This is a genomic window from Lapidilactobacillus salsurivasis, assembly GCF_054785215.1.
This window is the reverse complement of sequence record NZ_BAAABI010000006.1, coordinates 26,226-41,831: the sequence shown is the minus strand read 5'-3', so window position 1 is coordinate 41,831 and position 15,606 is coordinate 26,226. Positions and strand designations below refer to the sequence as shown.

The window sequence follows — 15,606 nt, the reverse complement described above, 5'->3', positions numbered from 1 at the left end:
ATCCTGAACGCAGAAACTGGCGCGAACCTATGTTATCAGCGCACAACTTTCCGTCCGTCTTTCCATGCGCCGCTTAAAGGTCAGCGTCCAAGCACGATTTCCCCGTGCCATTTTAATCAGCCGGCGTGCGAATCAGTTTAACCCTAGCATAGCAGATTGGGCGCCATTTCTATACGCTAAACTAGCAAAATTTTATTAAGATAAGCAACGCTTATTGAGGATTGGCCAAAAATAAGGGCACGCTTATGCTACGGACAGATACCTATTCATTTTGTGGGGAAGACTCCCCCAGGTGAATGCACGTCGCCACGGCGAAAGTCAGTCAGTGACCAACGCCAGTCCCCAGGCGGCAGGAGTAGCACTTTATGTCTGCTATTTCTCATTCAATCAAATCACCTCCGAAAATAGAAATAGCCGCGGGATTTTCGATTAAGAAAACCTCGCGGCTGTGTAAGAATACTGAATAAGTTTTCGCTCTGTGACCCATCAACCGGCTGAGTGTGGCTTAGCTCATCGCATATTCTACAATATTGGGATCATCATACTCAGCCCACATCGATTTGTGTTCATCGTACGTCTTAATGATACTCATTTCGTTATCCGTTAAGCTGAAATCAAACAGATCAATGTTTTCCTTCATTCTTTCGATATGAGTGCTTTTCGGAATAAAAGCAATTCCTCTTTGGACAAGAGAACGAAGAAAGACCTGGGTAGCCGTCTTTCCGTATTTCCTGCCGATTTCCATAAGCTTTGGATCAGCCGCTACTTCCTTAACTCTGTGCTGTGCCAACGGTCCCCAAGCCTCATGACGGACATCGTATTTATCCATCCACTCGTGCAGCTTGTACTGCTGCCAAAACAGATGCGTTTCCACCTGATTCACCGCCGGCTTCACTTCGTTAAAGACACACATATCCGCCATTCTTTCCGCAGAAAAGTTTGAGACACCCAAAGCTTTTATCTTGCCCGCTTGATATAGTTCAGTCATTGCATGGTAGGCACTGTAATAATCGGAAAGGCACTGATGAAGCAGGCACAAATCAAGATAATCTATTTGAAGCTTCTTTAGTGATTGCAGTATAGAAGCCTTTGCTTTTTCGTAGGAAAACTCTGTTACCCAGACCTTCGTTGTGATAAATAGGTCCTCACGCCTTACAATTCCATCTGAAATTGCTTGCGCTATCCCGTTTCCGACGGCTTCCTCATTATGATAGGCTTGAGCCGTATCGATGCTGCGATAGCCGACAGAAATTGCATCATAGACTGCCTTTTCACATTCAGCAGAATCCTCAATCTGAAATACGCCAAAGCCGACGATCGGCATTTTTTTGCCATTGTTTAGAGTTACATATTCCATTATTAACACTCCTTGAAAAAATATTATTGGTTGTTCCCGGTGGTCGATCCAACAATATAGTCTTTCCCTTTGGCAAAAAATTGATTAAACATCATTTCCTTAGTCATGCTTCCTCCGCCTATCAGTTTCGCATTAATAGCCCTGATTAGATCACAACCAACGCTCTCCGGCGCGCAAACCAGCGTCCAATTGCTGAAACAATTCATCTAGTCGCAACCTTGTGGCGGGTTGTCGGGGGAATTGACGAATAATCGTCCGAAGTTACCGCACCTAATCGAACTCCGTCTCCAGTTCCGCAATCAGGTCAAATGGAAACGACTCCGCGCCATCATCTGGGATCTCCGCCAGTTTTGCGACGATTTTTTTCGCTAGCATTTGGCCGCTTGGGCTATGATTACTGTTGGCGTTGTTGGTCTTATCATCCTTTTGATCACAGTCACGTCGAAAATGAACCTGATCGTAGATTTCCAGCTGTGAAATAATGGTAGCAACTTCCGCCGAATACACCAATTCATTAGCCTCGCTACATTCGCCGTTCCGATCGATGATCTCATCAAGACGGCCTAGGATTGCTGCACGGTTCAAGTCCATCGGGATGTACACCCGAACATTATCCGCACTAGTCTCCGGTTGTTGAAATTTTTCTACATCCGCTTTCGTCTGGGGCGTATTTGCATGATCGATCAGCCACGGTTCATTGAGATAGATGGCGCTGTTGTCGTTTGGCATTGGCGCTGACGTAATTTGATGATGAGTCATTTGGGTTGCTCCCTTAACTTGATTCTAAATTTTCTCTATCAACAACGTATCAATTCTTTCGGCCGCGTTCGTCAGCCTATTCAAGCGAAAAAATAGTTGCAAATCCGCGCTTGAACAGAACTTAGGCGTCATCGAGTCATCCTTCTAGCTAGTTGATAATCAGCTTGAGGGATGACTCGTGCGCAGATAAATGATTTTCCTGACTAAAGATTATTATAAACCACTTGATACGTTTTCCAATCTGAAGCAATTGTTGCAGAATTTGCAACAATTGAATCTCTGGTTAGTTCGCCTTCTTCAAAGATGTTTTTAATGTGCCTTGAAATTATAGATTTATCACGTTGTTACGCGAATACGAAAGCGGCGGGGTTGTACGATATGAATTTTAGAGTAGAAAAAGGACAAACGCCAGCGATCATGATTACGCTGAGCCAGATGGTGGGCGCAGTGGCCCCGCACCCCAGCAGTCATCAGTGCCATCGGCAAAAAAAACAGGACTAAAATCGGTCATCAGCTGACCCGATTTCGTCCTGATTTTTGCTGTCAGGCCACAACATTTTCATGGCCATACTCTTTATTTTTTATCAAAACCAGTTGCCGTCAACGCGACCACGCTTTCCACATGGTTCGTCAGCGGAAACATATCGACCGGCTGAACGGTTTTGGCCGCGTAACCGCCATCGACCAACAGGCGCAGGTCGCGGACCAACGTGGCGGGGTTGCAGGAAATGTAGACGATCTTGGCCGGCTTGACTTGGAGCACCGCCGCGACAAATTCTGGGGAAAGGCCCTTGCGCGGTGGATCGACGAACAGGACGTCCATTTTGACTTGTTGTTCGGCCCAAGTTGGCATCACTTCTTCGGCTTTGCCCACGGTGAATTCCAAATTGGTCAGGCCATTGAGTTGGGCATTGGCTTTAGCGTCCGCCACGGCCTCGGGCACGACTTCGATTTCTTTGACGGTTTTGACCTTTTCCGCCACGGAGATACCAATGGTGCCAATGCCTGAATAGGCATCAACGACCACATCATCTGGTTGCAAGTCGGCGGCGGCGATCGCGGTTTGGTAAAGTTTCTCAGTCTGATCGTGATTAACTTGGTAGAAGGATTGCGCCGAAATGTGGAACTTGTGACCTAAAAGTTCGTCCTCGATATAAGGTTGGCCGTGGACCAAACGTTCTTGCGCGCCCAAAATAACATTGGTGGTTTTCGGATTGTAATTGATGATGATGCTGACAACCTCTGGCAAGGCCGCGATGGCTTCGATCAATTCGATCTCATGGGGTAAATGGCGTTGCTTGCTGACCAGCACTACCATTTGTTGCCCTGTCACCTGCGCTCGCCGAACCATAATATGGCGGATCACGCCGCTGTGGTACTGCTCGTTATAGGCGGGCACGCCAAACTCACGTAACAAATCGCGAATGGCTTTGATGGTGGCATCGATTTGCGGCGCCTGGATCAAGAAGTTGCTCAACGGCAACAAATCATGGGACTTCTGGCGGTAGATCCCCGTTTCCAAAACACCCTTGATCGTTCGCACCGGCACTTGCGCCTTATTGCGATAACCTGTTTGTTGATCCGCGCCGATCGTTGGCGCCACAGTCAACGGCAATTTCACTTTGGCTAACAAGTTGATGACTTGTTGCTGTTTGAATTTCAATTGGGCTGGATAAGACAGTTGCGCCAAGGGAGCAATGCCTGCCTGCAAATAAACGCGCTCAACCCCTTCGACCCGATCTGGACTGGCCTTTTTGACCGCCAATACGCGAGCGAAGCCATAATGAGCGTTGACTTTGGTGACCAGATAATCAATTTCTTCGCCGGGGAGAACGTTGGCGATGAACAGGGGATAATCGTCGACCTTGATCACGCCCATTGCTTCGTAGGTCAAATCAGTTACGGTGCCGGAACCTTTTTCGTTCTTGCGAACTGGTGCTTGAATTTTTGCCATGTTTTACCTCATTTTTCTTGAAAAAGTGATGTCTGATCACTTTTAGGGATTTTCTGCATGATTGCTGGTTCGGTTAAAAGTAGGGTGACCGCAGCTTGCGCTGCGAAATTCGGGGTGAGCTCGCTGTGGGCGTCACTTTGAGCTTCGCAAAACCCGCGAATCTCAAAGCTGAGCCTTGTCCTAAGCGGCAGAGCCGCCAAGGACAATTTCACGGCGATCTCACCCCGAATTTCTCCGCTCCAGCCGCTCAACGTTATAACAGCCGTTTGAGCGCTCACGTCGGCCGGCAAGCTATGGTCCATTGATAGGGAGCCACGCAACTGACGGCCGTGGTTAGTGGTTATGATCTTTAAATTGGTGACACCTGTACAATTTGTCTGATGATCAAATCTAGTTCTCAGTGAATCAACTGGATCGGTTGCTTTCACCAAAAGATTGTCTAGGGAGCAGTTAAAGATGTTCAACCAACGCAACCCGAACCGACTATGCCGAACCTGTTGCGATGCGTACCACCTCAAAAGTGGGCGATTGTTTGACCTCTAGCTCGCAAAAGCACTTCGTCAGATACCCAACTTCGATTGCAGATAGGCTCAATACTGCCCAGCAACCGCCTCAGGACGTGTGGCTCAGCGGTGAGATTATTCTTAGCGATTTATCGCTTAGAATAAGGCCTGATTTTGAGACAAGCCGCGGTCTTTGCGGATTGGCTCAAAACAGTGCCCACCGCGTTCCAGCCACGACAAACGTCCTGAGGCGGTTGCGTCCACACCAAACCCACCAAACCTGCAATCAAGAACAGCGCAAGGCAACAAAAAGCTTATCGGTGCGCCGAATCCTAACTGACGACCAATAAGCTTGCCTGTTTACTTCGTTGTTGCGGTATCCTCACCGTCAGCCGCGTTCTTTTGCTGATCGATAAACTGTTCCACCGTTGCTGGCGACAGCGCCGTCTTGGGGATCTCATCCACATTGGCGAACATTTCGATATGCTGGCGCAGGTTAATAAAGGTCATCGGCGCCAAGCCACCGTATTCGCCATCCAGATTGATTTTCATTTCATCGCCGTGGACGGTTTTAGCGACAACTTTGCGGGTCTTGGTGTAAATGATATTGGGGTTGTTGATGTGGCGCCCGCCGTTGAGAACCATGGTCATCAACTTAATGATCTCCGCGGGATTACCGGTTTTAACCAGGATCATCGCGAAATTACCATCATCCAAGGAAGCGTCTGGGGCGATCGATTCCATGCCACCGACAGAATTCGTCAGTCCCAGCAAGAACATCGAGGCTGGTCCTTCGTAAATGCCATCGTCGTACTCAATGTGCATGTCGATCGGCCGGATCCGCGGCAACATTTCCGCGCCCTTAAGCACGTAGGCTAAATAACCGAGGACCGATTTGAATTCGGAAGGCACATCATAGGTCAATTCCGTCATGAAACCACCACCGGCAATATTCATGAAATAATTCTCGTTGGCTTTGCCGATGTCCATTTTGATGGTTTGTTTCTTCAAGATGACTTTGGCGGCTTCCACCGGGTCTTCCCGGGGGATCCGCAAAGCGCGCGCGTAGTCGTTGGTGGTGCCGGCGGGAATGATGCCCATCTTGGGGCGATGTTTCAACGGCGCGATCCCGTTGACCACTTCGTTGATCGTGCCATCGCCACCTGCCGCTAACACCAGATCAAAGCCATCACGGGCGCAACGCCGCGCTTCTTTAGCCGCGGACATTGGTTCTGGCGTGGTTTGAAACGCGCTGGCTTCGTACCCAGCGCGTTCGAGCACATTAAGAATCTCCCCCACATTGCGGAGCATGGTTTCATGCCCCGACGTGGGGTTATAAATCAAGCGCGCACGCATTCGCATTACGCAACCCTACTTTCTACTATCTTTTGTTCAACTCAGCCATGAGGATCGTGTTGACGACCTTCGGATTGGCCTTGCCATGAGTCTGTTTCATGATCTGACCAACCAAGAAGCCGACTGCCCGATCTTTCCCGTTTTTGAAGTCAACGATCGATTGTTCGTTGTCATCGAGAATCGCAGTGATGATCGGGGTCAGAACCGTTGGATCCGACTCTTGAACGAGACCTTTTTCTTTGACCCAAGCTTCTGGTTCGGTACCCTTTTGGATCGTCTCTTGGAAAACTTTCTTGGCGATCTTCGAGGAGATCGTGCCGTCTTGGATCAACTTGATCATGGTCGCTAAATTAGCCGGGGTCAACTTGGTTTGTTGCAACTCCAATTTATGCGCGTTCATGAAAGCGTTGACTTCACCCATCAACCAGTTGGACGCGAGTTTAGGATCGGCGCCGGCAGCCAAGGTCGCTTCAAAGAAGTCTGACATTTCCTTGGTGTCTGTCAACAAGTTCGCGTCATATTCGGGGATCCCCAATTCACCAACGTAACGGGCCCGCCGCTTGTCTGGCATTTCCGGAATTTTGGCGCCGATTTCTTTGATCCATTCCGGACTGATATCAAATGGCGGAATATCGGGTTCGGGGAAGTAGCGATAATCATCGGAGCCTTCCTTGACCCGCATCAAAATCGTTTCACCAGAAGTTTCATCAAAGCGTCGGGTCTCTTGACGGATCTGGCCGCCAGACATCAGGACTTCCGCTTGCCGTTTTTCTTCGTAGTCCAAACCTTGGCGCACGTAATTGAAGGAGTTCAGGTTCTTCAATTCGGTCTTGGTACCTAGCTTGTCAGCGCCGATCGGGCGAATCGAAATGTTGGTGTCGACCCGCATCGAGCCTTCTTCCATTTTCACATCGGAAGCGCCGGTGAATTGGATCGTTTGCCGTAATTTCTCCAGATACGCGTAGGCTTCTTCTGGCGAAGCGATGTCGGGTTTGGAGACGATCTCGATCAACGGTGTGCCCTGCCGATTCAGATCGACGTAGGAATAACCCGCGTCGCCGTGGGTGTTCTTACCGGCATCTTCTTCCACGTGCATTTCTTCGATGCCGATTTTCTTCTTCTTGCCACCGACTTCGATCTCGATCCAGCCATTGCGGGCCAGCGGTTGTTCGAACTGGGTGATCTGATAAGCTTTCGGATTATCGGGATAGAAATAATTCTTCCGGTCAAAGTGCGTCTCGGTCGCCACTTCCGCGTTCAAGGCCAAGGCCACCATGATGCCTAAGCGATAAGCTTCGCGGTTGACTGTTGGCAGAACCCCAGGAAAGCCGAAGTCGATCACATTGGTGTTCATATTCGGTTCCGCACCGTAAGCCACCGGCGAGGGACTAAACATTTTGGTCTTGGTTTTCAACTCCACATGGACTTCCAGCCCAATCGTTGTTTCGAAATTCATTAGGCGTTACCTCCATTTTTAAAAGTCGGCGTTTCCAAATTGTAATGATTGAGCTCTTCAAACGCGGCGGCCGCTCGGAAAATCGTACTTTCGTCGAAGCGTTTGGCGATCATCTGCATCCCCACTGGTAAGCCCTCAGCATTGAAACCGGCAGGAACCGACGCAGCAGGAACACCAGCCATGTTAGCGGAAATGGTCAAAATATCTTTCATATACAGCGTAATCGGATCATCATCATTAACACCGATCTTAAAGGCGGTATCTGGCGCAGTGGGCCCAATGATCAGGTCGTGCGTCGCCAGGATCTTTTCAAAGTCTTGCTTGATCAAGGTCCGGACCGCGGCAGCTTTGGTGAAGTACGCATCGTAGTAGCCAGAGGACAAGGCGAAAGTGCCCAGCATGATCCGCCGTTTAACTTCCGGACCAAAGCCTTCAGAACGACTGCGAACGTAAACATCATCCAAGTTCTTCACGTCAGCGGCGCGGAAACCGTAACGGATCCCGTCGAAACGTTGCAAGTTAGAGGACGCTTCACTGGAAGCCAAGACATAATAAGCCGGCACCGCGTATTTCGTGTGCGGCAATTGGACGTGATCAATGATCGCGCCTTGGTCGGCTAATTGTTGCAGGCCTTTTTCAACTTGGGCCTTAACATCTTCGGCGATTCCTTCGCCAAAGAATTCGTCGGGAACAGCGATCTTTAAGCCTTTGATGCCTTGGCCGATCGCCGCGGTGAAATCAGGGACCGCTTGTTCGGAACTGGTGCTATCTTTCGGATCGTGACCACTGATCGCGCCTAACAGCACCGCAGCGTCTTGCGCTCGGCGGGTAAAGACGCCGATCTGGTCGAAGCTGGAACCGAAGGCAATCAAGCCCCAGCGGGAAACGCGTCCGTAAGTTGGTTTGATCCCGAAAATACCATTGTACGCGGCGGGCTGGCGAATCGAGCCCCCAGTATCACTACCTAAGGCCGCGAAGACCTCACCAGCGGCGACAGCGGCGGCGGAACCGCCTGAAGAGCCTCCGGGGACCCGGTCCAGATCCCAAGGGTTATGGGTTACGCCGAAATGAGATGTTTCGGTGGAAGAACCCATGGCGAATTCATCCATGTTGGTTTTTCCTAGATTGATCGTGCCGGCGGCGTCTAGTTTCTCAACCACGGTGGCGTCATAAACCGGATTGAAGTTATCCAAAATATGGCTGGCCGCCGTTGTGCGGATGCCGTTGGTGACGATATTATCCTTGTAAGCAATCGGGATCCCCGCCAACAAGTCATCGGGATCGATTCCTTTAGCGTCCAGCTCGGCCGCCCGTGCCAAAGCCTTTTTCTGGTTAATGGTAATGAAGGCGTTCAACGCTGGTTGCTGCGCGTTGATTTTCGCCAGCGCTTCTTCAGTCAACGCGACGGCGGTAACTTTCTTGTCGACCAAAAGCTGATGCAGTGTTTGTAGGTCGTAGCTCAAATAATCGGAATTACTCATGCGTCAGCTTCCCCCTTATCAATGATCGTTGGTACTTTGATCAGCCCATCTTTACTTTCTGGTACGTTTTGTAACAATTGGTCGCGCGTCGGTCCGTCAGTCACCGGCACGTCTGCCCGAAAGACATTGCGCTCGTCACTGACCTGAGTTGTTGGCGTTACCCCATCTGTTGGCACTGCTGCCAATTCATTTTCCATCGCGATGATCTGATCCAGCTGGTGGGTAAATTGTTCCAATTCCGCCTCGCTGAAAGATAACCGTGCAAGTTTTGCCACGTGAGCAACTTGATCTTTTGATATCATTGCTAAACGTCCTCCATTCGTTTATCAGTCAAAACTAATTCTATCATTTAACGCCCAACTTACAAACTAATAGCTGCTAAAAACATGGGTGTAGAAATCTTTATCGCCACTTTCTCGACTGAGGAAGGACTGCATACCCTCCACTGAAGAGATTGTGATCTCGATCGGGATATTGGCCGGCAAGTAACGCTTGGCCGCGGTATCCACGTATTGGGTGAAACTCTGGATCTCGTTGACTCCGAAGAATTGGGTGTTGATCTTGATCTTCATTCCCTGTAAGGTCCCGTTCTCATAGTGGGTTTGGGCGGTGACCCCGCTCAAATTCGGGAAAAAGGCTTGGATCTTCGTTTTGAAATTACTAAAGGAATCAGCGTCGCCGTCATTGACCGCTTTCTGATTATTGACCACCGGCAAAACCCCATTCTCTTGATTCAGGGTCTTCCATTCAGAAATCGTCGTGCCTGACTTACTGACCGCGGTGGCGAAATAAGTACCACCAACTAAACTATCATTCGCCGCTTGTTTATACAAGCCGAAAACAATCGTCACATCGGCCAACTCTTTCTTCTTGCGCAAGCGCGCCAGAATCTTGACCGCCATCGCCTTACCTTGTTTCTCCCGCTCAGCCTGGCTGATCGTCGTTTTGAACGTGGCGCCGTATTGGACTTTCTGGTAATAGTCGATCTCGTTGAGTCCCAACCCAATGGCCACGCCCGCCGTCTGATAGGAATTGTTGGTCCGTTGCAAATAGTCTTGCTCCAGAATCTCTTGCAGATAAATCGGCGCCCGCTTGTCCGGGTCGGTGGACCCATTGTCTTTCGGGTTGAGCCCGGCCTCATTGCTGTCCGATTCCCGCTTCAGCCAACTATTGGCTGTCGTTCGCGAAATATGTTGGCCTTCTTGAAAGGCATACTTCTCCGGAGAAAAAGTGCTTTTACTGATGGTGGTCAAACCGGTCTCAAAACTGGAGGTATTGAACGTGTTGGAATTCTGATCCACAGTCAAGCCGCGGGACGTGCTAACCTTATACTTGCCGTTAGCCAACAACGCGCTATATTGCGTGCCATCCGTGCTACCTGTGATTTGATAGGAAGCCGATTTATTGCTACTGGCGGTGGTTTCCGTGCCACTCAGATCCGCGTTTTGTAAATTCCCGCAGGCCGCCAGCACCAGCAAACTTGCCAGACCAACAGCGCCTTGGAACCATCGTTTTACCGAAAACTTCATTCTCTCACCTCGTCCAAATGTTGCTGCGCTTCCGCTTCCGTCAAAATCGCGACGGCCAATTGCTGCGCCTTCGCCAATTTACTACCAGCGTCAGCGCCGGCAATCAGGTAATCTGTTTTCTTCGAAACGGAACCGGTCACTTCCGCGCCCAACGCGGTCAGTTTCGCGGTCAGTTCACTACGAGTATAGTGAACCAATTTGCCGGTCAAGACAACCTTTTTATCTTTGAAAAAGTTCGCCGCCGCTGCCGTTGTTGAGCCTAAGAAAGTCAAATTAACGTTGGCCGCGGTCAGCTCTTCGATCAATTCCTGAACCTGAGCGTTGGCGAAATAGGCAGTCAAACTGTCGGCGATCGTTTGGCCGATCGACTTGATCGCCACGATTTCATCAGCGTCGGCGGCCATTAAGCGCGGAATCGAGCCAAAATGAGCCAGCAACAAGGTCGCCGCCTTCGCGCCCACATTGCGGATGCCCAGTCCAAACAAAAGTTTATCTGCCGAATTTTGTTTCGAGCGTTGGATCGCCGCCAACAAATTATTGATCGACTTTTCCTTGAATTTATCTAGCTGGGCCAATTCCGTCGCGGTCAATTTGTACAGATCCGCCACATCTTTGATCAAGTGACGATCGTACAATTGGGCAATCACTTTCGGACCCAAGCCGGAAATATCCATGGCATTGCGCGAGGCAAAATGGGTCAAGCCTTCCTTGACCTGGGCGGGACACATGGGATTGACGCAACGTAGGGCCACCTCGTCCGCCAAATGAATCAACTTAGAGCCACATGATGGGCACGTGGTCGGCACTTGGTAAGGCGCCGCGTCGGCAGGCCGCTTGCTCAAAACCACTTGGGAAACCTCTGGGATAATGTCGCCCGCCTTGTGGATCAGCACCGTGTCGCCGATGCGCACGTCCTTTTCCCGGAGCATATCGACGTTATGTAACGTCGCCCGTGCCACCGTCGTTCCCGCCAAGGTGACCGGATCCATCACCGCGGTCGGCGTCACCACGCCCGTTCGGCCCACGGTCCACTCGATGGCGCGCAAAATCGTTTGCGCTTCTTCTGGCGGAAACTTATAAGCGATTTCCCAACGAGGAACCTTCACGGTATTACCTAATTCAGTTTGGAGCGCCAACTGATTGATTTTCAATACGACGCCGTCAATGCCATAGGGCAACTCATCGCGCTGCCCTTGGTAACGGTCAATGTAATCATGGATCTGCGGTAATTCCCGGGCGACCAGCGACTCGGGATTAACGTGAAAGCCCCACTGCCGCAGTTGTTTCAAAGCGTCTGCCTGGGTGCTGATCCCGTACCGCTGAGCGTCAACGATCGTATAGATGAACGTGTCCAATTGCCGCTTGGCGGTGGTTTTGGTGTCCAATTGACGTAAACTACCAGCCGCCGCATTCCGTGGATTGGCGAAAACCGCCTCGCCATTCCGGTCACGCTCGGCGTTTAGCGCTTCAAAGGATTTCTTCGGCATATAACATTCACCGCGAACCTCCAAGTCCAACGGTTGACTCAATTGTTGGGGAATCGACTTGATTGTCCGCAAATTAGCGGTCACATCCTCGCCAACAGCGCCATCACCTCGCGTGGAGCCCAGCACTAAGCGGCCCGCTTGATAGCGCAAAGAAATCGCCAGCCCATCAATCTTCAACTCCACATTATATTCCGTGGCCTGATCGATTGCCTTGGTCATGCGGTTGTCAAACTGAGCCAACTCTTCGAATGAAAAGACATCGCCCATGGACAGCATCGGCGCTTGATGGGTCACCTTGTTGAAACCAGCCAACACCGCACCACCAACTTGTTGCGTCGGCGAGTCAGCCGTGACCAAGCTGGGAAACGCGGTCTCTAACTGTTGCAATTGGCGATAAAGGTCGTCATAAACCGCATCTTCAACCAGAGGCGCGTCCTGGGTGTAGTAAGCTTGAGCATACTGCCGCAACTGTTGCCGTAATTGGGCGCTAGTCGCGGTCGCCTCTGCTAATGAGTAGGCCGAAATTGCTTTTGGTAAGGGCATGATTGCATCCTCCTTAACACCTTTAGAAATATCATAACCGATGGCACCACCCACCGTAAAACCTGAGGATCATGAAAACGTAATTAAAAAATTAACCCGAAGGTCTGACCGTTCAAACGTTCGTCACGGTCGCCGTATGGAGACAATCAGCGCGCTGATTGCCGGATCTACGTGCAAAAGTTAGCGTCGATTATGAACGTCATTGATCAGCGTCCGCCAATCACGTCCAGCGGCCAGCGTTACAGCACCGTTATGAACGGTGCTCAATCTACTTTCTTGATTGGCGCGAACACCGCCATTAAATTCTTGATGCCGATCTCCGGAAAGGCAATCGCCAGCTCCACGTCATCGCCGCTGCCACTGACCTGAACCACCGTCCCGACACCCCATTTTCGATGTTCTGCCTTATCACCGACCTGCCAGCCGATTTGCTCCGCACCCACCGCGCCAGTAGCTGTCTTGGCCTGCTTTGTCGCTTGATAAGTTGGCGCCAGAACACGGTCCTGGCGGTTTTGCTCACGGCGCTGGCTGGCGTTGCCGCCACCTGTAGCGCCGTTATAACGGCCGCCACGACCACGATCAAAGGGAAATGGACTGCCCACATTGGCAGTAGCGTGATTCTCTTCCACTAAGACATTCTGGTCGATCTCGTTCAAAAAGCGGGACGGCGGATTGCTTTGCGTCCGCCCATAAAGCATCCGCGCATATGCGTTGGTCAAGAAGAGCTGCTGTTGCGCTCGGGTGATCCCCACATAAGCCAAGCGGCGCTCTTCTTCCAACGCGTCATCATCCAATAACGCCCGGGACAGGGGGAAAATCCCTTCTTCCAGGCCAATCAGGAAGACCACGGGGAACTCCAACCCTTTAGCCGCATGCAAGGTCATCAACGTGACCTGCTTGCTGTCCTCTTCCAGATCATCTTGATCCGAAGTCAGCGCCAAGCCTGCGATAAAATCAGTCAAAGGCTCGCTTTCGTCCGTTTCTGGCTCATAACTATCATCAAATTGTTGCGTCACCGTGAGAAACTCAGCCAAGTTTTCTAGGCGGGTATCTGCTTCAACGGTTTTTTGCGCCTCTAGACTGGTTTGATAGCCGCTTTTCTCCAATAATTGTTTGGTCAAGTCGGTCATCGATAGATTCAAGCGTTGGTCGCGCAGGTCATAGATCAATTGGGCAAAGTCCAGCAGACTCGTCCGCGCCCGCGCTGGTAAATTCGCCAAATCAACATTATGCGCCGCCTCTAAGAGCGACCAGTCATGTTCGTCAGCGAATTCCTGTAACTTGCCAACTGTCCCCGCGCCTAAGCCTCGCTTCGGTTCGTTGACGACCCGATTGAAGCTCAACGAATCGGCCGGATTGGCTACCAGTCGTAAATACGCCAAAATATCCTTGATTTCCTTACGATCGTAAAACTTATGCGCGCCCACTAATTTGTATGGGATATTGGCCCGCAGTAAAACTTCTTCCAGCACCCGGGATTGGGCGTTGGTCCGATAAAGAACCGCAAAATCGCCGTAGTTCCGATGGTCCGTCGCGATGCCGGTCCGAATTTGACTGACAACAAAGTTAGCCTCATCGGTTTCACTTTGCGCGCGGTAATACACCAGCTTATCGCCCGTTGGATTATCTGTCCATAACTCTTTCGGCTTGCGATAATTGTTGTGCTGGATCACCGCATTGGCCGCGTCAAGAATATTCTTGGTTGAGCGGTAGTTTTGCTCCAAGAGGATGCTCTGGGCGTCTGGATAATCCTTCTCGAAATTCATGATATTATCCATATTCGCGCCCCGCCAGCCGTAAATACTCTGATCAGCGTCACCGACCACGCAAACATTGTGGTAGCCTGCCCCTAGCAACCGGACCAGCTGATATTGCGCCTCATTGGTATCCTGATACTCATCCACATGGATATAGCGATAGCGCCGTTGGTAGTAGCCGCGGGTCTCAGCGTCTCGTTGGAACAACATAATCGTTTCCATGATCAAATCGTCGAAGTCAAAGGACTGATTTCGCTTCATTTCTCGCTGATAGATCGTATAAACCTGGCTGACGATCTGGTCAAAACCCTGACTCGCGGTGGCCGCAAACATTTTCGGCGTTTGCAGTTCGTTTTTGGCCTGACTGATCGTGCCTAAAATCGCTTTGGGATCATAACGTTTGGGATCCAGATTCAATTGTTTCAGAATGCGCTTGACCAAGGTTAATTGTTCCGCCGGATCAGCGATTGAAAAGGAACTGCTATAATCAATTTTCTTCGCTTCCCGCCGCAAGATTCGCAAACACAAGGCGTGAAAGGTGGCCACCATGACTTCATTGGCGTCAGCGCCCAACAAATTCTCCACCCGTTCTCGCATTTCCCGCGCGGCCTTATTGGTAAAGGTAATGGCTAAAATCTGCCAAGGCAACACGCCTTTTTCTTGAATCAAGTAGGCGATTCGATGGGTCAGCACGCGCGTTTTGCCCGAGCCCGCGCCTGCCATGATCAGCAAGGGGCCCTCAGTTGCTTGGACCGCCTCTGCTTGTTTATCGTTCAAACCTGCCAATAATTTACTTACGACCATGTTGCCGTCCTTTCCCGAAACCTGTTTTGTACATAACATCCAGACTACCATTATAACAAAAAAACGGGGCGAAAATATTAAAATTCCATGAGGCTTTGCTTTCGGCGCCTTTTTTATTCGCGCTGGCGGAGAAATAGAAAACTCGCAACCAAGAGCTTGTGGTTACGAGTTTTGCTGTTTTTGAATGGGTGAAGTAGCTGAAGCTTGGCCGCAGCTTGCGCTGCGAAATTCGGGGTGAGCTCGCTGTGGGCGCTGTTTTGAGCCAATCCGCAAAGTGCGCGGCTTGTCTCAAAATCAGGCCTTGTCCTAAGCGGCAGAGCCGCTAAGGACAATTTCACGGCGATCTCACCCCGAATTTCTCCGCTCCAGCCGCTCAACGTTATAGCAGGCGTTTGAGCACTCACGTCACTCAGCAAGCTATGGTGATTTGATGGAGAGTCACGCAATTGACGACCGTGGTTAGTGGTAACAAGCTTTAAATTGGCGACACCAGCGCAGTTTGTCTGATGAACTAGGGCAAGCTCTTGTTGAATCAACTGGATCGGTCAGTTTCTAACCCAAATCCACTTATTGTAAGTGGGATAAAGTTGGTGGCTCTATCCGAAATGTACCGAATTATT

At 50.5% G+C, this 15,606-nt stretch carries 13 protein-coding genes; 1 reads left to right on the top strand and 12 read right to left on the bottom strand.

Annotated features, from left to right (window positions below):
- Positions 1–505: 505 nt before the first annotated feature.
- From ACYVSB_RS08360 to ACYVSB_RS08345, 4 genes are all read right to left on the bottom strand, one after another.
- Entirely contained in the window at positions 506–1,357 is an 852-nt protein-coding gene (locus tag ACYVSB_RS08360; RefSeq protein WP_461219097.1) for an aldo/keto reductase, read from the bottom strand.
- A gap of 270 nt (positions 1,358–1,627) precedes the next feature.
- Positions 1,628–2,116: a hypothetical protein gene (locus tag ACYVSB_RS08355; protein ID WP_461219096.1), complete on the bottom strand. Its 489-nt coding sequence runs from the start codon at positions 2,114–2,116 to the stop codon at positions 1,628–1,630.
- Positions 2,117–2,690: 574 nt separating this feature from the next.
- Positions 2,691–4,070: a 23S rRNA (uracil(1939)-C(5))-methyltransferase RlmD gene (gene rlmD / locus ACYVSB_RS08350; RefSeq protein ID WP_461219095.1), complete on the bottom strand. Its 1,380-nt coding sequence runs from the start codon at positions 4,068–4,070 to the stop codon at positions 2,691–2,693.
- Between the two features lie 8 nt (positions 4,071–4,078).
- Positions 4,079–4,498, bottom strand: a complete 420-nt coding sequence (locus ACYVSB_RS08345) for a hypothetical protein (RefSeq protein WP_461219094.1) — start codon at positions 4,496–4,498, stop codon at positions 4,079–4,081.
- Between the two features lie 104 nt (positions 4,499–4,602).
- Between ACYVSB_RS08345 and ACYVSB_RS08340 the strand changes: the two genes are divergently transcribed.
- The gene (locus ACYVSB_RS08340) at positions 4,603–4,923 is read left to right on the top strand and encodes a hypothetical protein (RefSeq protein WP_461219093.1); all 321 of its coding nucleotides are present in this window, start codon (positions 4,603–4,605) and stop codon (positions 4,921–4,923) included.
- 10 nt (positions 4,924–4,933) lie between these two features.
- Here ACYVSB_RS08340 and ACYVSB_RS08335 read toward each other — a convergent pair whose 3' ends face one another.
- From ACYVSB_RS08335 to ACYVSB_RS08300, 8 genes are all read right to left on the bottom strand, one after another.
- Positions 4,934–5,935, bottom strand: a complete 1,002-nt coding sequence (locus ACYVSB_RS08335) for a diacylglycerol kinase (protein ID WP_461219092.1) — start codon at positions 5,933–5,935, stop codon at positions 4,934–4,936.
- Positions 5,936–5,954: 19 nt separating this feature from the next.
- Positions 5,955–7,385, bottom strand: coding sequence for an Asp-tRNA(Asn)/Glu-tRNA(Gln) amidotransferase subunit GatB (gene gatB, locus ACYVSB_RS08330; protein WP_461219091.1), 1,431 nt, complete (start codon positions 7,383–7,385; stop codon positions 5,955–5,957).
- Complete coding sequence (gene gatA / locus ACYVSB_RS08325; protein WP_461219090.1) at positions 7,385–8,866, bottom strand: Asp-tRNA(Asn)/Glu-tRNA(Gln) amidotransferase subunit GatA; 1,482 nt, start codon at positions 8,864–8,866, stop codon at positions 7,385–7,387. The genes gatB and gatA overlap by 1 nt, the downstream gene beginning before the upstream one ends.
- The gene (gene gatC, locus ACYVSB_RS08320; protein WP_461219089.1) at positions 8,863–9,168 is read right to left on the bottom strand and encodes an Asp-tRNA(Asn)/Glu-tRNA(Gln) amidotransferase subunit GatC; all 306 of its coding nucleotides are present in this window, start codon (positions 9,166–9,168) and stop codon (positions 8,863–8,865) included. Before gatC ends, gatA begins: the two co-directional genes overlap by 4 nt.
- A gap of 66 nt (positions 9,169–9,234) precedes the next feature.
- Positions 9,235–10,395: a CamS family sex pheromone protein gene (locus ACYVSB_RS08315; RefSeq protein ID WP_461219088.1), complete on the bottom strand. Its 1,161-nt coding sequence runs from the start codon at positions 10,393–10,395 to the stop codon at positions 9,235–9,237.
- Entirely contained in the window at positions 10,392–12,425 is a 2,034-nt protein-coding gene (gene ligA, locus ACYVSB_RS08310; RefSeq protein WP_461219087.1) for an NAD-dependent DNA ligase LigA, read from the bottom strand. The genes ACYVSB_RS08315 and ligA overlap by 4 nt, the downstream gene beginning before the upstream one ends.
- A 263-nt stretch (positions 12,426–12,688) precedes the next feature.
- A complete protein-coding gene (gene pcrA, locus ACYVSB_RS08305) occupies positions 12,689–14,986 on the bottom strand; it encodes a DNA helicase PcrA (RefSeq protein WP_461219086.1) in 2,298 nt (765 codons plus the stop codon).
- A 113-nt stretch (positions 14,987–15,099) separates the two neighbouring features.
- A complete protein-coding gene (locus ACYVSB_RS08300; protein WP_461219085.1) occupies positions 15,100–15,522 on the bottom strand; it encodes a hypothetical protein in 423 nt (140 codons plus the stop codon).
- Between the last annotated feature and the right edge of the window lie 84 nt (positions 15,523–15,606).